Raw genomic sequence first — 26,299 nt, forward strand, 5'->3', positions numbered from 1 at the left:
AGGTTCATCCGGGGCTCCTGGAGGGGTGGCTGATTCGCACCTCCAGTCTTCCGGGATCACCCCGGATGAACAACCTACTGAGAGATCACAGCTAGTCCGGGTGTCGCACCGGTTGCTGGGGGAGCGTTGACCGGCCCGCGAGCCGCCATTTCAACCCCCAGCGCCCGGCAGGCTATTGGGTGAAGGTGACCTTGCCGGTATCCATTGCGTACATGGCGCCGACGATCCTGATGTCGCCGCCTTTCTCCATCTCGGACAGGATGGCGCTTTCGGCGCGCACCCGCTCGACCGCCAGCCTAACGTTCTGCTCGGCAACCCACCGCACGTAATCGACGTTTCCGCTGGTCCGTTCGCCTTCGAAGCCTTCGGCTATCAGCGTGGCCGGCCGGATCTTGCCCAGAAGCGCCGTGATATGACCCATCTCGACGCCGTCGATCGCGCCCATGACCGCGCCGCAAAGCTCGTGCCCCATCACAACCACAAGCTTGGCGCCCGCGACCTTGCAGGCGAACTCCATGCTGCCCAGGATATCGACGTTGACGGTGTTGCCCGCCACCCGCGCCACGAACATGTCGCCGATGCCGCGATCGAAGACGTCCTCAACGGGAATGCGCGAGTCCAGGCAGGACAGCACCACCGCCTTCGGATACTGACCGGCGACCGCCCGGCGGATCTGTTCATTGTGATTGCGGAGGGTAACCTCGCCTCTGACGAAGCGCTCGTTGCCCTCCTTGAGCAAGGCGATGACCATGTCCGGCGTCAGGCCGGCCTGTTCCTCCTTGGTGAGCACCTTCTCGACCAGGCCGTGCTTTTCTGCCTGACCACCTTCGGAAGTCGTCTGCATCGCGTTCTCCATCGTCAAGTCACCCCGATGGCGACGTTGGACCGTTCATTCTGGCGAGTTGTCGCCCTGCGCCGCGTCAACCAGGCGCTCAGGGACTCCATGTCGGCAAACACCAGGTCTTCGCTGATCAGGTCGGGAACGATCCTCAGGTCTCGCAACATGGCGAGAGGCTGTTCTCGAACGCCGGTAAGAGCAAGCTCGGCGCCTCTTCGGCGCAGGTCTAAAGCAACGTGTTCCAGCGCGTAAAGCCCCGATTGATCGACGTAAGGGACCTCCTCCATGCGGATCACGAGCATGGCGGCGCTCGCATCGATCGCGCCCGCCATGTCCTGGAACCGCGATGCGGAGCCGAAGAAGAGCGGCCCGTACATGTGCTTGATATAGATCTGGCCGGGATGCGCCCCGAGTGTCTTTTCCTCGTCGGCCCAGGGCTCGTCGGTGAGTTCGGCGACATGGGAGTTGGCTTCCGTCAGGTCGCTCATCTTCTTCATGAACAGAATACTGGCCAGAACCACGCCGACGGCGACAGCATGGATGAGGTTTCCGAACACGGTCATAGCCATGACGATGAGCAGCACGGCGGCGTCGGCGCGAGGGATGCGAGCGAGATGCCGCAAACCCTTGTAATCGATGATGGACAGGCCGACCGGTATGAGGAGGCCGGCGAGCACGCTCAGGGGAATGTAAGCGGCGAAGCGGCCAAGTCCCAACAGCACGGCCAGCAGGAACAGGCCATGCACGACGCCCGATAACCGGGTCGTCCCGCCCGCGTTGATGTTAACCACCGTGCCCTTCGTGGCCCCAGCGCCCGGGATGCCGCCGAAAACGGCCGCGACGCTGTTCCCGATTCCCTGTCCGATCAGTTCACGCCGGCTATCGTGTTTGGTCTTGGTGATATTGTCAGCGATGACCGATGTCAGCAGCGAGTCGATCGACCCCAGCAAAGCCAAGGTGATACCGAATCCCATCACGAGCACGTAATGCTCGGGTGACACCGACAGAATCTGGCCCACTTGCACCGCGGGAATGGCGTTGGGAATAGCGCCCACGTTGGGAACATCAAGCCGTCCGGCGACGGCGACCAACGTCCCCGTGAGGAGAGCCACGAGCACAGCGGGCACCGCTTTGGTAACGCGCGGAAACAGGTAGAAAACCGCCACGGTGATCGCACCCAGCATCACCGCGCTCCAGTTCACGGCGGCAATGGGTTCGGCAATGCGCGTGAAGACCTCCGACGGCGATTTTGGCGAAGCCGAGCCGAGAAATGGCCATAGCTGCAGCACGATAATGATCAGTCCGACGCCGCTCATGAAGCCTGAGACGACCGGATAAGGAAAGAATTTGACGTATCTGCCGACCCCAACCAGGCCCAGCAGGATCTGCAGGACACCGCCGCACAGGAAAGCGAGCAGCGCGATCCCTAGCCCCGCCTCCAGGCTACCGGTCGTCGCGATGGCCGTCGCCACGACGGAAGCCGAGACGACCGTCATCGGCCCGGTGGGACCGGAGGCCTGCGTGCGGGTGCCCCCGAGCGCCGCGGCCAGAATCCCGAGCGCGATCGCCCCGTAGAGGCCGGCGGCCGCCCCCAGCCCCGACTGCACGCCAAACGCCAACGCCAGCGGAAGCGCGATTACCCCCGCCACCAGCCCCCCGGACAGGTCGCCCTTCAGGTCTGCGAGTCTATAACCGCCGGGGAGAGTGCGTCCTGTCATATCGCGTTGGGCTACTAGGGTGTGATCCCACAAGTTGGATTCGATGAAGTCGGCCTGCTCACTTTAGGCTCATTCGCCTCGGTTTCACAAGCTAACAAATAGCGCCGGGCCATTGAAGCCTGCGTGCCGCGCGTACGATCCGAGTCTCGAAGATCGATGCTGTTCGCCGTTTGCGATGGCTGTCAGTCTCTTACCAGAGCGAACTAGGGTTCGGACTCATTAGAGCCGCCATGTGACGAAGGCGGCGATGGCGATGGTGGCCATGAAGGTCTTGATATTGCGGCCGAAGCGTGTCAGCCATGTGCGCAAGGCGTTGCTGTCGTAGCCCTTGTCCGCGACCAGATACTCCGATGGCGGCACGGCATTGATCGCCAGCATGGCGACCTTGGCGTCATGCGTGTTGCCGGGCGTCAGCAGGAGGACGTGGGGGCGGCCCTTTTCATCGCAGACGGCGTGGAGCTTGGTATTCCTTCCGCCTTTGGTGATGCCGATACCATGAGCCAAGGCCCCCCTTTTGCGCCTCCGGCAGTGCGGTGGACCTTGATGCAGGAGCTGTCGATAAACAGCCTGGCGGGCACGCCTTCCACCCCGGCAAGGCTGGCAAAGATACGCTCCCAGACACTGCGCTCGGCCCCGCGCCGGAACCGATTGTAGAGCGTCTTCTTTGGCCCGTAGACATGTTCCGGGCAGTCGCTCCAGCGGCCGCCGCTCGTAGGGAGTTTGCCTAGGCGGCCAACAGCCAAACCACGTAGGCCACGTACAGCCCGACGAAGGCAGCCCCTTCAGCGCGGCTGATCCTTTGGCCTGTCCAGGCGAACAACACAAGTAACACGGAGGCGGCGAGCATAATTGGCATGTCTAACTGCGCAATCCGTTGGGGGACAGGCGTCGGCGCGATCAGCGCGGTGATGCCGCCGATGCCAAGCGCGTTGTAGATGCTGGAACCGAGCACGTTTCCCAGCGCGACGTCCGCCTGCCGGCGAATGGCGGCCACCACCGAAGTGACGAGCTCGGGCAACGAAGTTCCGACCGCGACAATGGTCAGGCCGATCACCGCTTCGGACAGCCCCGCCACGCGCGCGAGTTCGACCGCGCCCTCGACCAGGAACTGACCGCCGAAGATGATCGCGACGAGCCCCGCGACGGCCGTGGCGACGGGAACGAGCCACGCGAGGACGCCGTGTCCATGCGGCGGCGCGGGGCGAAGCCCGGGATCGACGCCTTCGGCGGCTTCGGCCTTCTCGAATGCCGCCGTGTGGTCGCCCGCGCCGGCCGCTGCCGTGCGCTCCTGCCGGTAGGCGTAAACCATGTAGAGGACGAGGAAGAGTACGAAGGCGGCGCCCACCCACCGCTCGAGCCCGACGGTCCAACCGGCGGCCGAGAACAGCAGCGCCACGATGACCACGAAAAGCCCGTCGCGCTTCAGCGCATTCCTCTGCACGGCCAAGGGGAAGATCAGGGCCGACAAGCCCAGGATCAGCAGGATGTTGGCGATGTTCGACCCGATGATGTTGCCGACCGCGATGCCGGGCGAGCCGATCAGCGCCGCCTGCACGCTGGTCACCAGCTCGGGCGTCGACGTTCCGAAGCCGACCAGCGTGAGGCCGATGAGCAGGGGCGATATGCCCACCCGCTCGGCGAGCCGGACTGAGCCGCGCACCAGCAGTTCGCCACCCAGGATAAGCAGCGCGAGACCGCCGATCAGAAGAAGTGCAATGTTCAAGCGCCATCCCTCCATGCGCCAACCGTCACCGGACCTTAGCGCAGAGCCGCGTGGCACTCCACTACCTGTTAGCCCCTCCAGCATAGTGCGGAACCTTGGACCCACGATCTCAACCGCCTGGTCGCGCCAGGCGCTGCCCGTTGGCTTGATTGTGTCAACGCACGCGGTTAATACGCTGAATTGTGTGCCCAGCATGTGTGAATATCCGAGCCAGACCCCAAGTTTCAAATCTGGAAGCCGCTCCGGCCGTCCGTGCAGAGACTCCAGGCCGCGAGAGCAAGCGCCGTCTGGGACCGGCATGGGGCCTAGATTTTGAGAAGGGGATGCCGTGCCAAACTCGATATTGTTGGCCTCCGACCTGACCTCCCGCACGGATCGGGCGCTGGAGCGATGTGAACTGCTCGGACTCCCCTTCACGATCGCGCATGTCGTGGCAGGCGAGGAACCACTCACCGAAACGCTACGGGGTCGCTTGCACGACATCGCACGCGAGGATTCGGGCGATGCGCACGGGGTTGCGGAAATCCTGATCGTAAGCGGCTCGGTTCCCGAAACGCTTGCTCGTCTCGCGGCGGAGCGCGGGTGCAGCCTGATCGCCACGGGTATTGCCAGCTTCGACAGTCCGAAAGACTACATACTCGGAACCACGGTCGATTTCCTGGTCAGGAGAGCGGACGTCCCGATCCTCGTGGTGAAGCGCAAGCCGCGGCGCCATTACCGCTCTCTGGTCGTCGCCACGGACTTCTCATCTTGCTCGCATCGCGCTTTGGAGGCCGCGGCCCATCTGCTCCCCCAGGCGCAGATCCGTCTCCTTCATGCCTTCCGGCCTCCGTTTCCAACGCGGCTCGATTCCGACGAGACGATCCCCTACATTCGCAATGAGCGGGAGCGGGAGATGCAGGCTTTTGTAGCCGCCTTACCTTCGGCTTTGCGCGAGCGTGTCGAGCCGGAGGTGGTCGTGGCCCCGCTTGTAAGCGGTTCTGACGCTCACGCCCGCGGCATGCGCTGCCTCCTCGACCCGCAGGCCATGGTTGATCACTCGCTCCACAAGCAAGGCTCGACCGCGAGGCGTAAGACGGGCATGTTTATGCAGGTTCATCCGGGGCTCCTGGAGGGGTGGCTGATTCGCACCTCCAGTCTTCCGGGATCACCCCGGATGAACAACCTACTGAGAGATCACACCTAGTGGAAGTCACGACTAGGCATCCGGACCCCACTCAACAACGCTCCATAGTCCTCCATCCGCTGCACGATTAAATGCTGGACTCCGTCGACTCGCTCAAGCCGCGCTTCGATACCCATCAGCTGGCTATCCAAGAGCACATGACGCTGCCGTTCTGCCGTGTGTTGCCACACCACGGCGTTGACCATGCCATCCTCATCTTCAAGCGTGAGGAAGGTAACGCCACCGGCGGTCTCCGGACGTTGTCGTAAACGCACCAACCCGGCAAATCGAATGCGCCTGCCGTGTGGGAGTTTTACCAACTCCGACGAACGAACGCACCTGCGCTCCCTCAGTTGGCCGCGTATCAAGCTGATGGGATGCTGGCCCAGCGTCATGCCTACGGAGCTGTAATCCGCCACCATGTCCTCGCCAACGGAAGGCATGGGTATCCGGATCTGGGTCTCCGGGGTCGCGCGGGTGGTGTCGAACAGCGGCAGGCTGGCCTCGACCCCTGACACGGCCCACCGTGCCTTGTGTCGATGCCCAGCTAGGGCTTTGAGCGCACCGGCATCGGCGAGCAGCCCCTGATGGCGTCGGTCCATTTGGCTTCGTTGGGACATGTCGGCAACATCGATGAAGGGTTGCCTGCCGCGAGCAGCCAGTAGTTGCTCAGCCATATCGCCCTTGAATCCCTTGATTAGGCGAAGCCCGAGCCTGATCTCAGGGTTCCCTGACGCGTCCCCACGGGGAAACTCCAATGTGCAATCCCAGTCGCTGTATCGCACATCCACCGGCCTGACCCCAATGCCATGCCGACGTGCGTCCTGGATGATCTGGTCGGGCGTATAGAACCCGAGCGGCATGCTGTTGATCAGGCTGACTGCGAAGGCTGCGGGTTCATGGCATTTGAGCCAGCAGCTAGCATAGGTGATGAGGGCGAAGCTCGCGGCATGGGACTCGGGGAAGCCATAGTGGCCAAACCCCTTAATGCGTTCGAAGAGTGTCTCGGCATAATCAGTGCTGTAGCCGCGTTCCAGCATGCCGACGAGCAATTTGTCCCGATGTGGCTCCAACCCACCGCGTCGCTTCCATGCCGCCATCGAACGACGAAGCTGATCAGCTTCACCTGGCGTGAAGCCAGCGGCATCAATGGCCAACTGCATGACCTGCTCTTGAAACAATGGAACACCCAGCGTCCGCTCGAAGATGTGCTTGAGCTGCGGTGGATAGTCGACGACTTCTTCACCGCGCCGACGACGCAAATAGGGGTGCACCATGTCCCCTTGGATCGGGCCAGGGCGAACGATGGCCACCTCGATCACGAGGTCATAGAAGCAGCGCGGTTGTATGCGGGGCAGCATCGACATCTGTGCCCGGCTTTCGATCTGGAAAACGCCGAGCGTGTCGGCTTGGCAAATCATGTCGTAGGTGGCGGGGTCTTCGGCCGGGATGGTGGCCAAGGCGAGGTCCTGTCGCCCAGTGTCGCGTAGCAACTCCATTGTCTTGCGAACTGCCGTGAGCATCCCGAGGGCAAGGCAATCGACTTTCAACAGACCCAGCGTATCGAGGTCATCCTTGTCCCACTGGATGACGGTGCGATCTGCCATCGCGGCGTTCTCCACAGGCACCAAGGTATGTAGGGGCGCATCGCTGATGACGAAACCGCCTGGATGCTGTGACAAGTGGCGAGGCATGCGCAACAGCTCGCGGGTCAGTGCGATGACGCGTCGCATGATCGGCGTGTCCGGATCGAAGCCCGCCTCACGCAGGTGAGTATCGACGGGCTCGCCTTCCCAATAGTTCATCGTCCCCGCGAGCGTGTTGACCTGGTCGGGCGGCAGCCCCAGCGCCTTCGCCACATCACGAATAGCGCTACGGCCTTTGTATTCGGTGGCGACGGCGGTGAGCGCCGCGCGCTCGCGTCCGTAACGCTCGAAGATGTATTGGATGACTTCTTCGCGACGTTCGTGCTCGAAGTCGATATCGATGTCAGGCGGCTCGTTACGCTCGCGGGACAGGAACCGCTCGAACAACAGGTTGATGCGGGCCGGGTCGACCTCGGTGACCCCAACCGCAAAGCACACGGCAGAGTTGGCCGCCGAGCCTCGCCCTTGACACAAGATGCCGCGGCTGCGGGCGAAGCGAACGATGTCCTGTACGGTCAGGAAGTAGCTTTCGAACTTCAGCTCAGCGATTAATGACAGCTCGTGCTCGATCTGTGCACGCACGCGCTCCGTCACGCCATTCGGCCAACGCCAGCGAGCACCTTCCTCGGTCAGGTGGCGCAACCATGTCGTGGGCGTGTGTCCATCGGGTACGAGTTCCTTGGGGTAGGTGTACTGCAATTGGTCCAAGGTGAAGCTGCAACGCGCTGCGATTGAAATTGTCTCGGCTAGCAGGAGAGCGGGATACCGCTCGGCGAGTATCGATCGAGTGCGCAGATGGCGCTCGCCGTTCTGAAAGAGACGCCAACCCGCTTCGGCCACGGTGCATCGATGGCGAATGGCAGTCATGGTGTCCTGCAAAGCGCGCCGCCCGCGGACGTGCATGTGTACGTCACCAGTGGCCACCATCGATAGGTTGTGGGTGCGCGACCAATGCAATCGCTGGGCATAACGGGCTGCATCACCAGCTTGGCGGTGTTGGGGCACGGCCAGCCACAAGCGATTCTCGAAGCATGTTTTCAACCAGTCGATATCTTGATCAGCGTCAGGGCTTGGCTCGATCAACAGGCAGAGAAGTCCGGGCATGGGCTCGGAAAAATCCGAGGTGAGCGTCAGGTATTGCCCCTTCTTAGCGCGTCGCCGGGAAACGGTGATCAGCTGGCATAGCGCTTGGTAACCAGCGATTGATTCGCAGAGCAGCACGATCTTGGGACCATCCTTGATCTGAAACTCTGCACCCACGATTAGCGGTACTTCGTACTTTCGTGACGCTTCAAAGGCACGCACGATGCCGGCGAGAGAGCATTCGTCGGTGATGGCCAACGCCTTGTATCCCAACTTGACAGCGCGGGCGAACAACTCGTTGGCACTGGAGGCGCCGCGTTGGAAGCTAAAGGCCGATAGGCAATGCAGCTCGGCGTAGTCAGACAAGCTCATCCGAACCACCCTTGCAGCCAAAGCTCGTCATGGCCTACCACCCGAAACGCCCAAGCGCGTTGGCCATTACGGGTCAGCACTTTCACGTAGTCACGCCGCACATCGCTGCCATCCCACCAACCGGTCTCGATGCGCTCTGCCTCATCGACCACCTCATGGCCGAAGCCGCGCAAGGGAATAGGGTGTGGCAGCAGCCAGGTTGGGCGGGGGGGGAGTTGAGCAACGAACGGCCTGACGTTTTCGACGGGGGTTCTCGTTGCGCGCTCAGGTCGATGGTCGGCATGCAGTCGGATGCCGTGCACCGCGCCATCACCCAGCCGTGCGCGGAGGCGCTCGCGAAGCTGCTCCCAACCCACGGCTTGTGCAGGACGGGTATCGAAGAGATCGCGTGAGATCGGCACGAAGGGTGGCAGGTCATCGGCCACCAAGCGCATGCCGCGGATGCCTTCGGGCAATCGCAGTTGTTCCAGTCGGCTACGCGAGAGATCGAACAACTGGCTCGCTTCCCGCTCAGGCGTGAGCAAACCCACTTGCAGGACGCTGTCTGGGTGGCGCTCATGTTCGAAGTACAGGGCGAACCGCTGGGCACCGCCATCTCGTGAGGACAAGAAGGTCGCGAGGTCGCTGGTCAGGCGGCGAAGGGGGAATAGCAATGCCTGGCTCGACTCCACTTCGTATTCGAATTCGATGCGGGCCTCGAAGCGATCCGGTGGCTCGAAATAAGGGAGCGGTGGCGTATGCGTGCCACGCAAGGAATCCAGATGTTCAAGCACAACGGGCGGAAATCGCCGAACCATGCTCTCGCGAGGGATGGCGAACACTTGCCTCAGTTTTCGCAGGCCGGACCGATGCAAGGTCTCGGTGACTGACGGAGGTAAGCCACTGCGCTCGACCGGAATCCCTGCGAGTGCTGTAGCCAGTTGGCCGTCATCGAGACCGATGGCGTCATGTACGTTGACCATAATGCGCGCAGCGAACGGGTTGGGTGCGGCAGCCAGGCGATGACGGAATCCCATTTCGCCCAGTTCCGATGAGAGTCGGCGCCCCAACTGATCCCAGCCCCCGAACAATGCCCGGCTCGCGCCGATCTCGAGTACCAGTGCATGCTCGAACACCATGCTCACTTGCGAGCTGAACCCGTAAGCCCAGCTCGCCAGCATCAAACGCGTTTGCGCTTCGAGCTTGGGATCAAACGGCAGTGCGTGGAAGTCTCGGGTGAGTGCATGGGCCGCCGACAACAACATTCCGCGACGCAACCCAAGTTGTCTGGCGGACGCATTGACGGCATGCAGCACGCGCCGTTGGCTGGGCCCGCCGATTAGCGCGAGCGGCGCATCGGGGTCGGTTTGCTGTCGCAACACCGCGTCGAGCGCGAGTTGCGGGAGGAGGAGGCAGATCCAGCGCATGACTCAATGCCATGGTAGGTCGAAGGCGATCGGATTGGGCGGTGCCAAGCCTCCGCGACATTTAAGAACGCGGAGTTCTCGGGCGTGGGCATCAATCTGCAATCGAAGCGCCGCTGGCGAGGGGTTACGAGCCTCGCGTGCATCACGGAAGGCAAGGCCCAATGCTTGACCGGTCTCGGCCGCGACCTGCAGCCGCCGCAACGCTCGGTCATCCGCCTTGATCGGCCAAGACAAGACGGCGGCGCAGGCCGCGGATCGCAGGCACTGCTCGGTGGCCCACAAGGCATCTTTGGGGGTGGAAGCTTCAATGACTTCCACCCGATCCAATGCCACGCCTGCGTTGTGCCAACCTGGGGCATGCAATCGATACGGCGGCGCTACCACCGCCACGCGTTCCCCAGCCTGAGTCAAGCGCGCAAGCGTAGGCAGCAACAGGGATAGCTCACCCACGCCATCTCCGGGGATCAGAATCTCGGACAAGCTGGCAGCGGGCCAACCGCCTGTCGGTAGCCGTGCATCCAGCTCGGCAAAACCCGTCGGATGCAGCGCAGGTGCACTGGGTGCACGCGCAGGCCCGCGCCATACCGATTGGGCTTCGAGGATGTCAGCCAGAGCGACAACAGCCGCCATCAGTCTCGCCTCACCAAGCCGCAGTACAGGCCCTCGATCGCGAAGTCAGCGTCCTTCGGCACGTCGATGGGGTCGTAATCCGGATTGCGCGGCATGAGCCTGATCCCGGAGCGCATCAGCTTGAGGCGCTTGATGGTGATCTCGCCATTGATACGGGCCACGACGGTCTGTCCGTTCTCGGCCGTCGATGCCTGTTTGATAGCAACAAGATCGCCATCGAGGATGCCGTCATCTCGCATCGAGTCACCCTTCACACGTAAGAGGTAATCCGGACGTGTGCGGAACAGGTCGCGACTCACCAGAACGGAGTCGTCAGCCTCATGCGCGGACCCGATAGGGGCACCGGCGGCTACACGACCAAGTATTGGCAATGCCCATTGGTTGGGCGTTTGCCTCGCGAAAGCGGTAAGGCGAATACCCCTTGCGAGGTTTGGAACGATGTCCATGTAGCCCTTAGCCGCCAAGGCTTCCAAGTGCTTCGCTACCCCGCGTGGGCTAGCCAGTCCGAAATGTCGCTGGATCTCCGGGATGCTTGGAGGCAAACCTTCCTGATTGGAAAACTCATGTATGTAGGCAAGGACTTCGGCTTGGCGGTCGGTGAGATCAGTCATGGTATAAATATTTATACCTAATTGGGCGAAGTGCAACCCGGCCTATCTTCACGATTCGAGTCGCAGAACCTGCGACTTAGTCCACTCAATGAGTTATGAGGGATTCTTGACCTTATGCAATTACCAGATTCAGGTGGCCCGCCCAAGAACATGCGCGGGCACCCTTAGAGCGGGCTAGTGCTGTTGCTCGATGAGTATCACCATCTGGAAGGTGCCCGTGTTCGATGCTAGCGGCAGGTACTGGACCACACGCCAACCCTTTTCATAGATTTTCGAGACAGTGACTGAACCCAAGCTCGGACACTTGAAGGTAGTTTCATTGTTGAATGGTTTAGTGGCCATGGCAGCGGATGGCTCGGTCGCACATACCTCACCTTTAGCCTTGCCAGGACTGGTCTGTGCATTCACAGTAAAACACGCGAACGCCAGTGATAGGAACAAGCAAACCTTCATCATGATGATCCCCTTGGACACGGCTGACTGCCGCAGTTCGAGCCTATCATCTGGCATTGATTGCGGACCATGAGCATCAATCGTCGTTTCGACCAGGCGCAACCGACCCTTATGGTCGGAAATGGTCAAATAGGGCCGTTGCTAAAAGCAGGGTGATATAGCCATGAGTTCGCCGAGTGAAATGACGATTCAAGAAAAGTTGATCGCGTTGCGTCGCTTCATGAGCAGCGTGCAGCTCCCCTTGGGAACGACATTTCGACAAGTAGATGTCATCTGCACTGAAAAAGAGAGGGAACTCAAGATTCCGCAAGGATTCTGGAAGCTGCATCACTCTGAAGAGATCAAATCCCTTATCTATGACATAGAGGAAGTCAGAGACAGTCGAGGCTGGGTCGCCTATGAAGAAGGGTTGGACATACCGGTCAATTTTCATCAGCCTGCAGCTAACCAAAGTGAGAACTGAGGATGTGTTATTCCGCACAAGCTTGGCAGGACTACGAAAAGTTTCAGAGAGAAACTGACTCGCCCTTGTCCATGAAGGAGTATGTGAAGTTCTTCTGGGACTGGAAGAGCAAAGGGACGCCTTACAAAATCCCGAAGGCGATGATGGACGCGTTCAACAATCCAAAGACTGACGATGAGCGAAAGATCCATGGGTGGATCGAGGAATGGAAGATCGAGCAAGCAGCAAAATTCGAACAAGAGCTTTTCAAGCAGAAGAAGCGATTGGCAGATGCTGAGCGGATGTTGAAGTCGAAAGTTACAAAAAAAGCTGAGAACGACCAGCGAGTCGCTACCAACAAAATCAGTCAATTAAAAGTGAAACTAGACGATCTGAAACGTATCAAGTCATTACCTAAAGACTCCCGCTTCTTTCCCGGCAACTACAGCACAGTGCTGGCATCAGAGGGCGGCAAGAAATTCGTCGCACCGATGCGTTATCAATGCCGTCTAGCCGGCAAGCCCGAAAGCTACGACAAGCGCTACCCAGGCACCTACAACGCACGCCGGGACAATCTGGAGGGGTTCTGGAAAGGCCAGTTTGGCTACACCCACGGAATCATCGTGGTTGAAACGTTCTATGAGAACGTGGAAACGGATGAAGGTCGGAATCAGGTATTGCAATTCACCCCAAGCGACGGTGGTCCGATGTATGTGGCATGCCTTTGGTCGCGTTGGCTCGGCGAGGATGGTGAAGAACTTCTTTCGTTCGCCGCGATCACAGATGACCCCGAACCTGAAGTCGCTGCTGCTGGCCACGACCGTACCATCATCAACATCAAGCCAGAGCACATCGAAGCATGGTTGAATCCAGATCCCAACAACCTGCAAGCCCTGTACGACATCTTCGACGATAAACAACACCCCTACTACGAGAATAGAGAGGCTGCCTGATGGGAGGTTGACTGTCCCGTTGGAAGTAAGCTGTGATCTCACGTACGCTGCAAACCACCAACACGGTTGGACATGGAGATGAAGGTGGTGTCAGAGCAAGGTAAGGCATCAAGCAAGACAGAGGCCGCGCACTTCTTCTGGTACTGTCTTGCAGCGGCGAAGCTGATTGACTAATTAGAGGCCAATCCAGCTACCAAAGCCCTATCATTGCTCGCCGTGCGCCGGGCGACAGACTGTCGCGCGGGTCTAAAAGGCGTCAGATACGCCAGTGTCAACGCAATCACTCATCAAGCCAGCTTGGGTTTGCCTTGGAGCAAATGTGGGTTTGAAAAAGAGCATGTCATTCCTGCTGGGGTCGTGCACGCCTCTGTGCGTGAGGTCCTGGGTGCATCGGACACGCCGAACACAGCAGTAATGAACAAAAGCGTTGAGATAGAACTGGCACACCTGCCAGCGTCTGTATTAGAGCAGTTTCGGGCGCATCCGCGTGCGCTGATGGTTGCGCGAATCGTCGATGAATTGACCTTGCATGCATGGGTCACAAAGCCAGAGCATATAAAGCTAAAGGACAGTGGACTTGGCGCAAGAATGCCTGCTGATTGGACTTCAGAAAACGATAAGTTCGCTCGCTATAAAAAGTGCGAAATTGAAGTCCGGTCGATCTAACTATCTTAGTCATACGGCTGAGGCTGGCAGTAATGATCGAGCGATCATCTTTGCCAGGTACCAAGCTGCTTTGCTCGATCTGAGATGACACTGGACTAGATCAGTCATTAGCAGCCAAGCAATGGTCGCTGAAAAAAGGATCTCAGTGCATATCGAATTGCCCAAACGCTACTCTCCAAACGCCGCTCGTTGATATTGTTCAACGAGGTGGAGGATGTGTTCGATGATGGCAATGCCTTTCACGGGCCGAGGAGTACTGCGCAAACACGAAAGGCATGGATGAATCGTATGCTTGAAGAAGCCACCGTGCCTACTTTCTGGCTATCAAATTCAATAGACAGTGTCGATCCTGCTTTCTTGCGCCGGTTTGACATGGTTATTAAGTTGCCGATTCCGCCGCGTAAACAGCGACAGCGAATCTTGGAGCGAGAGTGTCAGGCCAAAGTTGGGAAGGAATGCATCGCTCGGATTGCTGAGTCCGAAAACTTGTCGCCAGCTATCATTTCACGATCCGCTTCGGTCATTCATGCCCTCGGCAATGAGGTCAATCAACCGAGCGCGGAGCGCGCGCTCGAGTACTTGATAAGTAATGCCCTCGAAGCCCAAGGTCATGCGCGACTGATACCCCAGAACTCGGAATTGCTACCAAGCACCTATGATCCTCGCCTCCTTAACCCCGATTCTGATATCAGTGCCATGACATGTGGGTTGAAGGAGACACGATCCGGCCGATTGTGCTTCTACGGCCCCCCAGGAACTGGGAAGACTGCCTTCGGTCGCTGGCTAGCTTTGCAGTTGGATATCCCGCTGTATGTGCGGCGTGGCTCGGACCTGATCTCTCCATACATCGGCATGACGGAAAGAAACATTGCTAGCGCATTCCAAGAGGCATCCCAAGAGGGTGCATTGCTGATGATTGACGAGATCGATGGTTTCCTTCGTGATCGCACAGGAGCGCAGCGACCATGGGAAATCACTGGGGTCAATGAGATGCTCACTCAAATGGAAGCATTCTCGGGCGTCTTTGTAACATCTACAAACCTTATGGATGGTTTGGATCCGGCGGCATTGCGTCGGTTTGATGCCAAGGTGCATTTCGCCTACCTAAAGCCACAACAATCCGTCGCGCTTTTTCGGGCAAACTGCCTAGAATTGGAGTTAGGTGAGCCTAATGAAAGAGACGAGGCCGTAGTTGCACGCATGGGAAAATTGGCGCCTGGGGACTTCGCCGCACTGATGAGGCGGCACAGATTTTGTCCGATCAGAAGCCCTGGACATTTTGTGGAGTTGCTTAGCGCCGAAGTTTTGCTGAAGAATGGAAGTAGTCGGCCAATCGGATTCGTTCACTAGTGACTTGCGTCATATTTAAACTATGGATGGAAAAATGATCGGACGCGCACTATCCAAGTCGAAGTTAATTGCTTATAGGCAGTGTCAGAAGCGTCTTTGGTTGGAAGTACATCGTCCCGATCTACGAATTGACTCCGCTCAATCCCAGGCCAAGTTCAATGCCGGCCATCGGGTTGGCGACATTGCCAGACAGTTATTCGATCTAGAAGGCACCGGAACACTCATTGACCCGCAAAAGTACGGGTTCGATGGTTCCTTTGAAAGAACCACGCAACTACTTGATTCGCCCCATCCAATATTCGAAGCCGGATTCCGCATAGACGGGGCTTTGGCCTTCGCTGATGTCTTGTTGCCCATCTCTGGCGCCGAAGCGCTAGCTTGGAAGATGGTAGAGGTGAAGTCCTCAACATCCGTCAAGGACTATTACCTTGAAGATGTGGCTATCCAGGCGCACATAGCTCGTTCAAGTGGTGTTTCTCTGGTTGGCGTATCGGTAGCTTGTATCGACAGCGGTTGGATCTATCCTGGGGAGGAAGACTACGTTGGCCTTCTCAAGGAAACCGACGTCACCGATGAGGCATATGGCCGTGATTCGGAAGTTCGAAGCTGGATAATTGACGCCCAACGCGTGGTCGCAGAAAAGCACGAGCCCACTGTAAAGATGGGGACGCAATGCAGCACACCATTCGAGTGTGGGTTCAGCGAATATTGCCGTGGGCTTCTGCCAAAGGCGAACTATCCAATCGACCAGCTGCCAGGTAGATTGGGCAAGGGCTTGAAGGCGTTGGTCGAATCAGAAGGGCTGACTGATCTGCGGGATGTTCCCGATGAGTTACTTAACCACAAGCAGTTGCGCGTCAAGCAGGCCGCCCTGTCTGGAAAGGTCTTTTTCGATAGAGAGGCGGCAGCGTTAGACCTGAAGCCATACGAGCTTCCCGCATATTTCATGGACTTCGAAACCATCCAGTTTGTCGTCCCGATCTGGAAGGGCACGCGGCCCTACCAACAAATCCCATTCCAGTTCAGCGTGCATCGACTCTCTGAAGCTAGCGAGTTGGAGCATCATTCCTTTCTCGATCTTTCTGGCGATGATCCGTCCTTAAAATTTGCACACGCGCTTATTTCAAGCTGCGGACACAAGGGCCCGATTTTTGCATACAACGCCAGCTTTGAAAGATCGCGGATAAAAGAACTCGCAGATCGCTTTCCGAGCTTGAGTACGGCACTAATGGCATTGACGGAGCGGATTGTCGATCTACTTCCAATGGCGCGTGAGCACTACTACCACCCCGATCAACTGGGCAGCTGGAGCATCAAATCAGTGTTGCCATCGTTGTGCCCTGATCTGGACTATGCTCAGTTGGAGGGTGTACAGAATGGGGGCATGGCAATGGACGCATACGCAGAGGCACTAGCTCCCGCTACAACCGTAGAGCGAAAAGCTGAGATCGAACGTCAACTTATAGCGTACTGTTCGCTAGACACCCTCGCACTGGTTCGTATCTGGCTGGCTTTCAGCGGTTCGAGCATCAAGTTGTCTTAAGCCATGGGAAAACGGGCCGATACACTCGAGACCGCATTGCTTGCCATCGAATTGCTCAGACGAGTGCCGCGAAATCACAAGATAACGGCATCAGAATTGCATAGGCAGTTGGAAAACGCCGGTATACATCGAGACTTGCGAACCATCCAGCGTCAGCTAGATACGTTGAGCGAACACTTTAATCTGATTCGAGACGATCGAAGTAAGCCCTATGGCTACCAATGGCGAAAGCACTCGGGTGGCTTGTCTATCCCCAATCTGAGCCTTCAAGAATCCTTGTTGCTTCGCTTGGCTGAGCAGCATTTGCGCTTTCTACTACCTGTGCATCTCATGAAGTCCATGGAAGGCTTCTTCGCACAGGCACGCCAAAATCTTGGCCCAAATGGGGCCCGAATCACTCGAGAAGGAGTGGCCCGACAAAGTGCGCGCTGTCGCGACATCACAACCACTCCTTCCACCAAAGATCGATTCAATGGTGTTCGAAGTGGTTTGTGAAGCTTTGTACAAGAACCAATGGCTCCATCTGCATTACAAAAACGCTTCCGGAAACGAGGCTGAAATCAAAGTAATGCCTCTAGGTATCGCCCAGCAAGGCCCACGTCTGTACATGGTTTGTCGCTACGATGGGTATGACAATGAGCGGTTGCTCGCTATGCATAGAATTCAGAAGGCTGAGCTATCGACACTAGTCTTCAAGAGGCCTAAGGACTTTGATCTAAGTCGATTCGATGAAGAAGGGCGATTTGGTTTTGGTGAGGGAGGCGTGATACGGCTCACTTTCAATATTCGCAAGGGTGAGGGAGCTCACCTCTTGGAGACACCTCTTTCTAATGATCAAAAAGTTGAAGAATTGAAGGACAACTATCGGATCACGGCGACAGTCGCCGATACCGCAATGCTCGGGTGGTGGCTGAGCGGCTTTGGTGATGCAGTTTCAGATGTTCGTCGACGGAAGATTCATGGGTCAGGTAAGACGATTGGCTGATAATCTTCATTCTCATATCTAGTCGGCCTTTCGCATACAAAAGGAAGAATGAAAATGAAATTCGTGCTCTCACGAAAGGGGTTTGACTCTCAATACGGTGGCATACCAAGCCCGATTCTCCCCGATGGGCGACTGGTTCCACTCCCCATACCTTCTCGGCATGACAAGCAGACATTCTCGGACTTGGCGTTTGAGGATATTGATATGGGAAAGTTGCTTGGGGACCTTAGTGGCGGTCGAGTCCAATCAAGCGACACCATTCATCATGACCCTTGGCTCATGCCATCGAGCTCAAATTGGACCGACCAGAGTTCCATAGACACTCAGTCGCCGCTCTGCGCGTAGCGCTTTTCGAACTCTACCGGCGACATGCCGCCAGCGGAACCATGCCGGCGAATCGGGTTGTAGAACATCTCGATGTAGTCGAACACGTCCGAAGCAGCAGTGGCTCGCGTCGGGTAGATCCGCCGCTTTATCCGCTCCTTCTTCAGGACGCTGAAGAAACTCTCGGCCACGGCGTTGTCGTGGCAGTTCCCGCGACGGCTCATGCTCGGCACCATCCGGTGCGCCTTCAGGAACGACTGCCAGTCGTTGCTGGTGAACTGGCAGCCCTGGTCGGAGTGGACCAGCACCCCCGGGCCGGGCTTGCGTCGCCATGCCGCCGCCATCAGCGCCTGCAGCACCAGGTCGCTGGTCATCGTGGACGCCGTTGCCCACCCGACGATCTGGCGCGAGTACAAGTCCATCACTGCGGCCAGGAACAGCCAGCCCTCGTAGGTGCGGATGTAGGTGATGTCCGTGACCCAGACCTTGTTCGGGGCGTGCGGCGTGAAGTCCCGGTTGAGCACGTTCGCCACGGCACCGACCGGGCCGCCGCGGTGGCGCGGCTTGCCGCCATAGCCCACCTGCGCCCGCAGGCCCTCGGCCTTCATCAGCCGCCGGACGCGATGCCGGCTGCAATGCTCGCCGGCTTCCCGCAGGTCCAAGGTGATCTTGCGATAGCCATACACCGCGCCGCTGGCCAGCCAGTGGTGCCTGATCAGCCCCAGCAGGCGCTGATCGTCCCGCTCGCGGGCACTGGTGCCTTGGCGCAACCAGGCGTAGTAGCCGCTGCGGTGCACGCCCAGCACCCGGCACATCGCGACCAGGCGGAACTCGCGGATGTGCGCGCGCATGAACGCGTACTTCGCCCTTACCCCTTGGCAAAGTACGCGGCGGCTTTTTTTAGGATGTCGCGCTCCTCGGTCACACGCCGCAGCTCGGCCTTGAGCCGGCGGATCTCGGCCGAGTCGCTCGGCGCTGCTGAAGCGCCCGATGCCGGCGCCATTTTCCTCGCCACCTGCACCCAGCCATACAGGGTGTGCTTGGGGATCCCGATCCGGGCGGCGACGTCCACCACCGTGAAGCCGCGCTCGATCACCTGCTTCACCGCCTCGGCCCGGAACTCATCCGTGTACTGCTTGCTGTTGCCCATAAACACCTCGGTCATTGCCATGAATTATGGCGTCCGGATGTCTACGAAAGGCTGGTCGGCCCAAATTCAATTCCGGGCTGGCGGCCCAGTCTTGGCCAGACCGGTAGCGCGCAGTCCCATTTGGCGAAAAGTGAGGTCGGCGCTGGGGACACGTTCCTCTTCTTTGGGTGGTTTCGTCGCGTCGAAGAAGTGGCAGGAAAATACAGGTACATAAAGAGCGAGCCCCAGCTGCATGTCATTTTCGGTTGGCTGGAAGTTGATGAGGTTCTATCCGTTGTGAGCGACAGGCAAGGATCTCTGGATAGGCATCCTTGGGTTTCGGCGCATCCGCATGTTCTGTCGCCAGAGCATTACGACGATCCTAAGAATACGATTTACGTCGGCAAGTCCCGCTCTGAATTGGGAAGTAGCCTAGAGCCTGGCGGCGGATACTTGCGCCGTTTCGACCCTATGCTTCAGCTCACAGCCCCGGGCAAGACGCGCAGCATATGGTCTCTACCTGAGTGGTTTCATCCGGGTAATGGCCGTACACCCATGAGCTATCACGCAAGTGAAGATCGATGGACTCGCGATCAGCATCGTGTGCTACTGAGGTCCGTAGCGAAGGGACAAGAGTTTGTGGTCGATGGGGCAGAGTACCCAGAGATGTCGGAGTGGGCTTCTGCGATCATACGTGCAGGTCGCGCATGAGCATATTCGCCGTATATCTCAGAAAGCCAAACGGTTTTGATGATCGGAGAAATGATCCATTCTGGGAATTCGGCAGCTTTGGAATGACAGGGTGCCATTCGCGGAATCTGCTCAATCCTAGAACAACGCATCTCAAAGACGGTGACCAGCTCGCCTTTCTTCAAGGCGGGCAGGGCGAAATACGGATCGTGGGGCTCTCGCCTCCAATCCGCGTTTGTGGAACAACGGGGAAGCTCGAAATTCGGTGGGATCCTGACTACCGCCCTGCCGAGTATTCGAACGCCGCTCTGCTTATTAACAACGAAGGGATGACGGACTTTCCGTCTGCGAGGCGATTGATTGAGGGTGTTCGCCGAAGCACCTTTTGCGGCAAGGCCGGAAGCATGTTCAGAAGCCGCACCCGTCCCGTCGACGTTCCACTCGCGTCAGAAATCGTTGCTTGGTTTGCCGATAACAGCCCTTGCAAGATCGAACACTACGTAGATGCAATCCAGCCCGCGGATGGAGAGTGGCGGAAATGGGCAATCGAGAGGGGTTGGGTTGAGCCAGAGGAAAGGGCCAGCTCCTATCGTTCAGTCGGCGGGGATTCGTCGGCGTCTTTGGGTTGATTTCATTCCCCGCTGGAGAAGCTAGCTGCACCTTTAAGGTGAAGTCGTGTTGATCGTTTTGCCTGAGTACAGCGCCGCGAGGCGCTGATGGGCGATGTCCTTTGTATGACCGTCCCATGGTTTGGCGTACGGAGGAAGACCCGCGAAAAGTTCAGCCTGGCGGCGATGATAGTGATACGCAACTTGGCCAGTGGGAAGGTCGATGTAGCAACACCCTCGCCAATCGTCGCTCCAGGCGGGATCGGCGGTGTCACGCGTTCCAGAAGGAAATAGTCGAGCGAGCGCTGCGACAAGATGATTCCGCTCATCAAATGCCAAATCCCGACGTGACTTTAGCCAGCCAATGGACTTCTCCCGTTTACTCATATGTCCTCCGTAAACCCTATTTTCCACGGTCTCTTGGCATTCCCATACTGGGAATTCTCTCCTGCAGCCACCGTTGACCCTAGTGGGACAAGTGAGGCTCTAGAGTTTGTCGTTCAACGCTTTCGAATCTTGCCGCTCAGCACCTTCGTGCGCGTCACCTTCAACACCGTTCCCGAGCCGGACCGAACACGAACCGGAACGAGATCTGGTCGAGCAATGATCCAGCCGGCACCGAAGTCCTCTTCGGTAAGTGATCGATCAGTGAAGGGCGAGCCGAGTTGATCAAAATCGGCCGCTTCTGCATCGGCGATGACTTCCAGAATTGTTGGGATACGGGGGCGATGTCTTCTCATCGAAACTCTCCTGGTGGCTGACTTGCCGGGCTGTCGATATTTCTGGAGCGCTAGGTCGGTTGGCATTTGGCCCATCGAATTAAGCACTACGCGCCGTTTTCCGAAGTTGCGCGAACAATCGAAGCGTGATCCAGCCTTGATTTTGACAAGCAAACGCAATGATGGTCGAAATTCCGGATAGATGGAGCCCGCCAATTTCTCTCCAGATTTCAATATGTTGTGAGTCCTCGTTGGACGACATGCAAAGCGTATGGTCGAAATTCCATCGCGTCGGATAACGACCCCGTCACTTTCGGATGTAATTTCGACCAGGCAAATGTCGATTCGGTCAATTCCTCCTGCAGATCAAAGGCTTACGTTGCACCGAATTTCGACCACCTGAAAATGACATTGATGATGGCTTGTTTGGTTGGTTTTTCACCGATCGAGAGGCGAGATAAGTAGTGCCTTGGCGGGCCGGTCGGCTCCATAACACTAGGGCGAAGTGACCCCCGTCGTGCGTAAACCGGCGTCAACCGTTTTGTAGACAGATCAGCTAATTACGCACCGGCAACCGCTGCCAGTAGACGGGCGGGGGAGGTTTTCGGGCGTACTGCCAGTGGTGGCGGGACATTGCCCGGTAGACATCGGCCGTGAGCATGAATTCGGGATTCAGGCCGTTTTTCACGCGCATTTCGGGAAAACCGTGACGGTTTCGAGGCATAGAGTAGGTGTCGGCTTCACTTCCCTCGCCGACACATGCACGACAACCTAGCTAACCCTGATCACACCGACTCACTTCCCGGCGCTCAAGCGCTCGCCGAACTGTTCTGTGAGGGCGTTGCACAGCCCCACGAATTCGACTGGGTTAAACACGCCATCGGACGGTTGGAAGCTCAAACCTCTGAATTGCTGGTCGAGGGGTTGGATGCACCCACTAATCCAGAACTTTCGCCAGACCTGAAGGGAATGCTTACGGGAGCACCCATCGCCGCGGCGCTAATTAGCTGGGTACGCACCTCGCCTCGCGCCGCGCTGGCAACTCGCGCATTGGTGGCGGTCGTCAACCATGCCATCGCCCACCCGGGCTTGTACTACCAGGGCGACGCCACCAGGCAGCAGCAACGTTATGAGGCTGGCCTCGGTCTACGCCGATTGATCGCGCTGAAAGGCGAGCTGTCCAAGACGTTGGGTGCACGCGAGACCGATCTAATGGTGGCGTTGACCACCGCTGCGGCGACGCTGACGCACCAGCCGGGCATCGCTGCCACGACGCCAAGTTATGTCCAGCGCCTCGTTGATTGGCTGACCAAGGCCAGCGCCGAGTTCCCGTTGCCTGCTCCTACGCCGCTTCTGGATCGCACCCCGGCATTGGTGCCTGGGCCTTCGTGCGTAATTGATGAGTCGGTGGATCGGGCACGAGACGCTGGCATGCCGCAGGAGCTAGTGGTGCGGGTCGATGCAGATGGCGAACCGGAGGAGGTCCTCACCACGATGGCCCACACGGTTCCTGGCATCCACCGCGTGCTCGGGCGTGGACCACGGCTGGCCCTGAACCACCTGCAAATTCGCGCGGCGCGCACGGCAGCGACCGTCGGCCGCGTCGGAAGGATCGAAGCCATTACGGACGGGACGATCTCGGCGCTTGGCCATGCCTTGCACCAGGCGGATGTGCCGGCTTCGGTGCGTGCCGTAGTTGTTGCGCTGCTCTACGCTGGCGTGCCGGCCGGACAACTCATGCGTTGGCGAATCGTTGATTCGTATGAGCACCTGGCGCCTGACGAAATCGGGATGTTGTGCCGGCCGCTGGCGCTATGTGTGCCGACCGCTGCAGCCAACGGGTTGCCGATGCCATCGCCAGAACACGCCGATGCCTGCCGCCCGTCGGTACCGCATGTCTTATTGATGCTGCCGCCTGAGCTGCCATTTGCGCAAGATGTGACGCGTTGGGTTGGCGAACGCGGTATAGAGCAGGCATTTGCTACGCGTACGCACGTGCTCGCCGCCCGCGATTGGCTCATCACGCACGCCGCCGCGACGGGATCGCCAGTCACGCTACGGCGATTGCCGCAAGTTTTTCGCGAGGCAGTGGCAGCCACCAATGTCGGCACCGCGGAAGCGGCGCTGCTGACAGGGCACGGTACCCGCGGCACTGGCGCGGCAAGCCACTACTATTCGGCGCGACAAGTAGAAGTGGGGCGGTGGCACCTCGGGGCGCTGCGCTGGATCGCGGTGCGTCTTGGGATGCCGGGTCCGCTTTCGCAGCCGATCACGCCCGTGGAAGGTTTCGTCGGATCCAAGCGGCACCCAACGGATGCAGCCGTGGCTGCGTACATGGCGGCGCTGCGTGCGGTTCCGACCTCTGGCCGCGCAGGGCGCCCGACGATAGCGGTGCGGGCGGCGCACCACGCCCGCCTGCAGGCCATCGTGTTCGAAATCGCCCTGTGGTGTAGTGGTGCACGCCCGTTCCTACATGCGCTCGATGGACTCCTGCATGCCGGGGACGTCCTAGCCATCGACGACAAGGCGCGGCCGGGTGGCGCGGGCCGGTCGGCAGCGCGCATGGTTCCTGTGTGCTCGACACTATCTAGTGCGCTCGCTGTTTGGCGCGGCCATCGCGCTCGATTGAAGAACGTTCTTCATTGGGCGGAGGAACCGCCCCTGTGGTTTTCGATCACGGGCGAGGGTCAGTGGCGTGCGGCGACATGGAGTGAACTGCGCGCGCCGTTGCCCCTGTCTGCTTTACCGAAGAATGCGTCCCGGCAGTGGTTTCGGAGCGCGCTAAGTGCTCGCGCCGTAGCCGGTCCTGTTCTCGATGGGTGGATGGGGCATGCGCAACTTGGCAGCGAGCCTGGTGCGCCGCAACTGGGCATTGCCCCCGCGCAGGTGGATCCCATCGCCCTCGCGGCGCTCGAGGCCATGACGCAAGCACTGGGTCTCCCGCAGCTGCGGAGGTCCGCATGACAACTCCACCACTCACGTTGCATGAGGTGTTGGACCTGCGCGAACCACATGGATTAGCCGGCACCGCGCTGGTGCGGGTGCGTGCCCACCATGCAGCACGTGACCTGCTCGAGCGTGTGGGCGCCAACGAAGTGTTGGCCTTGCAAGTCGATGCAGAGTTCTCTGGGCCGATGCGCACGTCGATCCGGAAAGCGCTAACGGACATCAGCGACGTCCAACACAGGATCAATGTGCACAACGCCGTCGACCACGTGCTGCGTACCGGACGTGCCACGGATCTTTGGCAGCACGACGGACTTGGTGTCATGGCACAGCACACGCTCGCCTCGTCGCGGATAAACGTTTGTGACGGCGCGCAGGTGGATCTAGCGATTGCATGGCGCGAGCGGCTGGCTCAACACGTGCCGACCTTGTTGTCCACGAAGGACCCACTGGTTGTCCACGGCGCAATGGTGTTGGCACTGGTGCTGTTCGATGCGTTGCTTGCGACGCCGTTGATCGAGTCACTGACTGATCCGGACCGAAGCATGGTCGACGGGGCATATCTCACGATGTCGCATTCGCACGGGCTACGTCGTGGCGACACTGACCTTCGATGTCGCCGATGGAAGGTGGGGGTGCTGTCTGAGCGACTGCTCACACACTGGGCATCCGTCCAGGATTCGGTGCGTGATCGACAAGACAATGATGCTGCGTTGGCGGCGATACGCGATGTGTTGGATGAGCCGGGACTTCCAGCGACGGTACGCGCGTTGATGAAGCCTGCACGGGCGTTCTGGCGCCAACATCTCTCGCCATTCGTGTACGACCTCGTCAGTGAAGCTGACCGGTGCGAGTCGTTACCCAATACCGCCTTTGCACGGGTGCTGGGGCAGCGGGGTGCGAATGCCATGCCCTGGATGGGGCGTGGCCCGCGCGGCGTTGGCGCACGCTTTCAAGCAGATTCACCACACCCGGACCAGCGCTTGCAGCTGCGTGCGTTGGCAAGGTTGCGCCGCTGCCTGAGCAGGCTGCCAAATGATGCGCGGGTTGCACATGGGGTTCTGCGTAATCGCCTGGCAGCTTGGTTCGATGCGCACGGCGAGGTGGGTGGTTGGGTTGTGATCCTCGCGTATTGGACGGATCACGCCACAGGGCAGGAACGACGCGACCTGAGGGGCAAGGCTCTTAAGCCTTCGAGCATGCAGCGATACTTGGGGAGTTTCGTAACGTGGTTCGTGCAGCTGGCCAGTGATCTGGATCCGAGGGTGGTGGATGAGAACACCCTCATGGCGCGTCTAGATGCGATCCGGGAGTTGCGCCCTGAAAGAAGCGCAGAGCTCACACAGATCGCCCTGCAGGAATTCCTGATCTTTGCCGAAAGGTTCGGTGCACCGGCCATCGATCTGGTGGACTGGTGGGGATTGTCGCCACGAGGTGGCACACCGAACGCCAACCTTCTGACTCACGCCGAATATGCCCGGGTGTTGGCGCGATTGGCGCGCATGTACCGCGAGCAACCGGAGTGTTACGACCACCGCCGATTACGAGCGCTTTTCCAATTGGCCTTCTGGTGTGGTTTGCGCTGGGGGGAACTGGCCTGGTTGCCGATCGATGCCATCCGTCGATTGGGTCATGGAACCTTTGCCGAAGCCACGCTGCTGGTGCGCGTCAGCAAGACCGTTAACGGCGAACGGGCTTTGCCATTACAACTCATGTTGCCACGCGATGTGCTGCAAGAAGTCCTGCAGTTCGAATCCGATGTCCGCAGCGGACACTTTTGCCAGCGACCAGAGGCAAGTTTGCTGTTCGGTGAGCCGTTGAACCCGCAGGTTCCGCCGGAGCGTTGGGCCCACGATCTACTCCAACGACTGATGCGCGAGGTCTCGGGTGACGAGGGACTTGTGTTTCATCATCTTCGACACGGTGCCGCCAACATGCTGTCACTGCGCTTGTTTGCACCAGAAGCGATGTTGCCAGAATCATTGCAAGGTGCCTCAGCGGCGGCGTTCGCCTTGCCGCTGCATGCGTCGACCTATGCGCATGCCCTGACGCATCGCACGCTGCCGCAGCATCACGCTGCTGTCATCGCTGCGTTGCTGGGTCATTTGGATGGCGCCGTGACCACATGTCACTACCTGCACGTTGCCGAATGGCTGATACACGACGCCACCGAACGCTGCCTGCCGCGCGTATCCGATTCCGTGTGGGCAAGTCTGAGAAACGTACAGCCAGCAAGCGTGCGTCAGTTGCGATGGCGCAAGAAAGCCCTTTACTGAATTCCCTGTCTGGAGCAATCAGC

23 protein-coding genes and 2 pseudogenes are annotated in these 26,299 nt (G+C 59.0%); 12 read left to right on the top strand and 13 right to left on the bottom strand.

What is annotated here, in order from left to right; translation table 11 throughout:
• Window positions 1–172 precede the first annotated feature (172 nt).
• From BW989_RS00005 to BW989_RS00025, 4 genes are all read right to left on the bottom strand, one after another.
• Window positions 173–844 carry a carbonic anhydrase family protein gene (locus BW989_RS00005; RefSeq protein WP_076585194.1) on the bottom strand — a complete coding sequence of 224 codons (672 nt, stop codon included), beginning with the start codon at window positions 842–844 and terminating at the stop codon, window positions 173–175.
• Between the two features lie 14 nt (window positions 845–858).
• Window positions 859–2,556 carry a SulP family inorganic anion transporter gene (locus BW989_RS00010; RefSeq protein ID WP_076584479.1) on the bottom strand — a complete coding sequence of 566 codons (1,698 nt, stop codon included), beginning with the start codon at window positions 2,554–2,556 and terminating at the stop codon, window positions 859–861.
• 219 nt (window positions 2,557–2,775) lie between these two features.
• Window positions 2,776–3,060 (bottom strand): transposase, encoded by a 285-nt coding sequence (locus tag BW989_RS12530; protein WP_076584480.1) that lies wholly within the window; start codon window positions 3,058–3,060, stop codon window positions 2,776–2,778.
• 220 nt (window positions 3,061–3,280) lie between these two features.
• On the bottom strand, window positions 3,281–4,279 hold the full coding sequence (locus tag BW989_RS00025) for a calcium/sodium antiporter (RefSeq protein WP_207551591.1): 999 nt from the start codon (window positions 4,277–4,279) through the stop codon (window positions 3,281–3,283).
• A gap of 430 nt (window positions 4,280–4,709) precedes the next feature.
• Between BW989_RS00025 and BW989_RS12730 the strand changes: the two are divergent.
• Window positions 4,710–5,213, top strand: a pseudogene (locus tag BW989_RS12730) (universal stress protein); the annotation flags it as partial.
• Between the two features lie 33 nt (window positions 5,214–5,246).
• On the opposite strand, the pseudogene BW989_RS12735 reads toward BW989_RS12730, so the two are convergent.
• The 6 genes and pseudogenes from BW989_RS12735 to BW989_RS00065 form a co-directional block, all read right to left on the bottom strand.
• Window positions 5,247–5,378, bottom strand: a pseudogene (locus BW989_RS12735) (leucine zipper domain-containing protein); the annotation flags it as partial.
• Between the two features lie 83 nt (window positions 5,379–5,461).
• Window positions 5,462–8,545 carry an error-prone DNA polymerase gene (locus BW989_RS00045; RefSeq protein WP_076584483.1) on the bottom strand — a complete coding sequence of 1,028 codons (3,084 nt, stop codon included), beginning with the start codon at window positions 8,543–8,545 and terminating at the stop codon, window positions 5,462–5,464.
• Window positions 8,542–9,951, bottom strand: coding sequence for a Y-family DNA polymerase (locus tag BW989_RS00050; RefSeq protein WP_076584484.1), 1,410 nt, complete (start codon window positions 9,949–9,951; stop codon window positions 8,542–8,544). The genes BW989_RS00045 and BW989_RS00050 overlap by 4 nt, the downstream gene beginning before the upstream one ends.
• Window positions 9,952–9,954: 3 nt before the next feature.
• The gene (gene imuA / locus BW989_RS00055; RefSeq protein ID WP_076584485.1) at window positions 9,955–10,581 is read right to left on the bottom strand and encodes a translesion DNA synthesis-associated protein ImuA; all 627 of its coding nucleotides are present in this window, start codon (window positions 10,579–10,581) and stop codon (window positions 9,955–9,957) included.
• Window positions 10,581–11,192 carry a transcriptional repressor LexA gene (gene lexA / locus BW989_RS00060; RefSeq protein ID WP_076584486.1) on the bottom strand — a complete coding sequence of 204 codons (612 nt, stop codon included), beginning with the start codon at window positions 11,190–11,192 and terminating at the stop codon, window positions 10,581–10,583. The genes imuA and lexA overlap by 1 nt, the downstream gene beginning before the upstream one ends.
• A 174-nt stretch (window positions 11,193–11,366) precedes the next feature.
• On the bottom strand, window positions 11,367–11,774 hold the full coding sequence (locus BW989_RS00065; RefSeq protein ID WP_165688528.1) for a hypothetical protein: 408 nt from the start codon (window positions 11,772–11,774) through the stop codon (window positions 11,367–11,369).
• A gap of 34 nt (window positions 11,775–11,808) precedes the next feature.
• On the opposite strand from BW989_RS00065, the gene BW989_RS00070 reads away from it, so the two are divergent.
• The 7 genes from BW989_RS00070 to BW989_RS12920 all read left to right on the top strand — a co-directional run bounded on the left by BW989_RS00070 (window position 11,809) and on the right by BW989_RS12920 (window position 17,929).
• Window positions 11,809–12,108 (top strand): hypothetical protein, encoded by a 300-nt coding sequence (locus tag BW989_RS00070; protein ID WP_129582762.1) that lies wholly within the window; start codon window positions 11,809–11,811, stop codon window positions 12,106–12,108.
• Between the two features lie 2 nt (window positions 12,109–12,110).
• Window positions 12,111–13,040 carry an SOS response-associated peptidase family protein gene (locus BW989_RS00075; protein WP_076584489.1) on the top strand — a complete coding sequence of 310 codons (930 nt, stop codon included), beginning with the start codon at window positions 12,111–12,113 and terminating at the stop codon, window positions 13,038–13,040.
• Window positions 13,041–13,337: 297 nt separating this feature from the next.
• On the top strand, window positions 13,338–13,706 hold the full coding sequence (locus BW989_RS12365; protein ID WP_129582763.1) for a hypothetical protein: 369 nt from the start codon (window positions 13,338–13,340) through the stop codon (window positions 13,704–13,706).
• Window positions 13,707–13,985: 279 nt separating this feature from the next.
• Window positions 13,986–15,056, top strand: a complete 1,071-nt coding sequence (locus BW989_RS00080) for an ATP-binding protein (protein WP_129582764.1) — start codon at window positions 13,986–13,988, stop codon at window positions 15,054–15,056.
• A gap of 34 nt (window positions 15,057–15,090) precedes the next feature.
• Window positions 15,091–16,599, top strand: coding sequence for a DUF2779 domain-containing protein (locus BW989_RS00085; protein WP_076585196.1), 1,509 nt, complete (start codon window positions 15,091–15,093; stop codon window positions 16,597–16,599).
• A gap of 421 nt (window positions 16,600–17,020) precedes the next feature.
• Window positions 17,021–17,584, top strand: coding sequence for a helix-turn-helix transcriptional regulator (locus BW989_RS12640; protein WP_207551593.1), 564 nt, complete (start codon window positions 17,021–17,023; stop codon window positions 17,582–17,584).
• Window positions 17,585–17,638: 54 nt separating this feature from the next.
• The gene (locus tag BW989_RS12920) at window positions 17,639–17,929 is read left to right on the top strand and encodes an Nmad3 family putative nucleotide modification protein (RefSeq protein WP_129582765.1); all 291 of its coding nucleotides are present in this window, start codon (window positions 17,639–17,641) and stop codon (window positions 17,927–17,929) included.
• On the opposite strand, the gene BW989_RS00095 is transcribed toward BW989_RS12920, so the two are convergent.
• A protein-coding gene (locus BW989_RS00095; protein WP_232540407.1) for an IS3 family transposase occupies window positions 17,908–19,058 on the bottom strand; the annotation gives its coding sequence in 2 pieces (ribosomal slippage) (window positions 17,908–18,812 and window positions 18,812–19,058; 1,152 coding nt in all). The genes BW989_RS12920 and BW989_RS00095 overlap by 22 nt on opposite strands.
• On the opposite strand from BW989_RS00095, the gene BW989_RS12925 reads away from it, so the two are divergent.
• Complete coding sequence (locus tag BW989_RS12925; protein WP_207551595.1) at window positions 18,945–19,748, top strand: Nmad3 family putative nucleotide modification protein; 804 nt, start codon at window positions 18,945–18,947, stop codon at window positions 19,746–19,748. The genes BW989_RS00095 and BW989_RS12925 overlap by 114 nt on opposite strands.
• Window positions 19,745–20,356, top strand: coding sequence for a hypothetical protein (locus BW989_RS00105; protein WP_129582766.1), 612 nt, complete (start codon window positions 19,745–19,747; stop codon window positions 20,354–20,356). The genes BW989_RS12925 and BW989_RS00105 overlap by 4 nt, the downstream gene beginning before the upstream one ends.
• A 33-nt stretch (window positions 20,357–20,389) precedes the next feature.
• Here the strand turns inward: BW989_RS00105 and BW989_RS13015 are convergent, their stop codons facing one another.
• Together BW989_RS13015 and BW989_RS12375 are read right to left on the bottom strand one after the other, a co-directional pair.
• A complete protein-coding gene (locus tag BW989_RS13015) occupies window positions 20,390–20,722 on the bottom strand; it encodes a WDGH domain-containing protein (RefSeq protein ID WP_484587430.1) in 333 nt (110 codons plus the stop codon).
• 113 nt (window positions 20,723–20,835) lie between these two features.
• Window positions 20,836–21,075 carry a hypothetical protein gene (locus tag BW989_RS12375; protein ID WP_129582767.1) on the bottom strand — a complete coding sequence of 80 codons (240 nt, stop codon included), beginning with the start codon at window positions 21,073–21,075 and terminating at the stop codon, window positions 20,836–20,838.
• Between the two features lie 738 nt (window positions 21,076–21,813).
• Here BW989_RS12375 and BW989_RS00110 point away from each other — a divergent pair.
• Both BW989_RS00110 and BW989_RS00115 read left to right on the top strand, forming a co-directional pair.
• Window positions 21,814–24,018: a hypothetical protein gene (locus BW989_RS00110; protein ID WP_129582768.1), complete on the top strand. Its 2,205-nt coding sequence runs from the start codon at window positions 21,814–21,816 to the stop codon at window positions 24,016–24,018.
• Window positions 24,015–26,276 (top strand): site-specific integrase, encoded by a 2,262-nt coding sequence (locus tag BW989_RS00115; RefSeq protein ID WP_129582769.1) that lies wholly within the window; start codon window positions 24,015–24,017, stop codon window positions 26,274–26,276. Before BW989_RS00110 ends, BW989_RS00115 begins: the two co-directional genes overlap by 4 nt.
• Window positions 26,277–26,299 lie beyond the last annotated feature (23 nt).

It is taken from the genome of Solilutibacter tolerans, assembly GCF_900155935.1.
Classification (GTDB): domain Bacteria; phylum Pseudomonadota; class Gammaproteobacteria; order Xanthomonadales; family Xanthomonadaceae; genus Solilutibacter; species Solilutibacter tolerans.

Excerpts from the sequence above, each read along its gene's own strand:
- BW989_RS00045 (WP_076584483.1), bottom strand. The coding sequence starts at position 8,545 with ATGAGCTTGTCTGACTACGCCGAGCTGCATTGCCTATCGGCCTTTAGC.
- BW989_RS12375 (WP_129582767.1), bottom strand. The coding sequence starts at position 21,075 with ATGAGAAGACATCGCCCCCGTATCCCAACAATTCTGGAAGTCATCGCC.
- BW989_RS00070 (WP_129582762.1), top strand. The coding sequence starts at position 11,809 with ATGAGTTCGCCGAGTGAAATGACGATTCAAGAAAAGTTGATCGCGTTG.
- imuA (WP_076584485.1), bottom strand. The coding sequence starts at position 10,581 with ATGGCGGCTGTTGTCGCTCTGGCTGACATCCTCGAAGCCCAATCGGTA.
- BW989_RS00075 (WP_076584489.1), top strand. The coding sequence starts at position 12,111 with ATGTGTTATTCCGCACAAGCTTGGCAGGACTACGAAAAGTTTCAGAGA.
- BW989_RS00110 (WP_129582768.1), top strand. The coding sequence starts at position 21,814 with ATGCACGACAACCTAGCTAACCCTGATCACACCGACTCACTTCCCGGC.
- BW989_RS13015 (WP_484587430.1), bottom strand. The coding sequence starts at position 20,722 with ATGAGTAAACGGGAGAAGTCCATTGGCTGGCTAAAGTCACGTCGGGAT.
- BW989_RS00080 (WP_129582764.1), top strand. The coding sequence starts at position 13,986 with ATGAATCGTATGCTTGAAGAAGCCACCGTGCCTACTTTCTGGCTATCA.
- lexA (WP_076584486.1), bottom strand. The coding sequence starts at position 11,192 with ATGACTGATCTCACCGACCGCCAAGCCGAAGTCCTTGCCTACATACAT.
- BW989_RS00010 (WP_076584479.1), bottom strand. The coding sequence starts at position 2,556 with ATGACAGGACGCACTCTCCCCGGCGGTTATAGACTCGCAGACCTGAAG.
- BW989_RS00005 (WP_076585194.1), bottom strand. The coding sequence starts at position 844 with ATGCAGACGACTTCCGAAGGTGGTCAGGCAGAAAAGCACGGCCTGGTC.
- BW989_RS00105 (WP_129582766.1), top strand. The coding sequence starts at position 19,745 with ATGAGCATATTCGCCGTATATCTCAGAAAGCCAAACGGTTTTGATGAT.
- BW989_RS12920 (WP_129582765.1), top strand. The coding sequence starts at position 17,639 with ATGAAATTCGTGCTCTCACGAAAGGGGTTTGACTCTCAATACGGTGGC.
- BW989_RS00115 (WP_129582769.1), top strand. The coding sequence starts at position 24,015 with ATGACAACTCCACCACTCACGTTGCATGAGGTGTTGGACCTGCGCGAA.
- BW989_RS00085 (WP_076585196.1), top strand. The coding sequence starts at position 15,091 with ATGATCGGACGCGCACTATCCAAGTCGAAGTTAATTGCTTATAGGCAG.
- BW989_RS00050 (WP_076584484.1), bottom strand. The coding sequence starts at position 9,951 with ATGCGCTGGATCTGCCTCCTCCTCCCGCAACTCGCGCTCGACGCGGTG.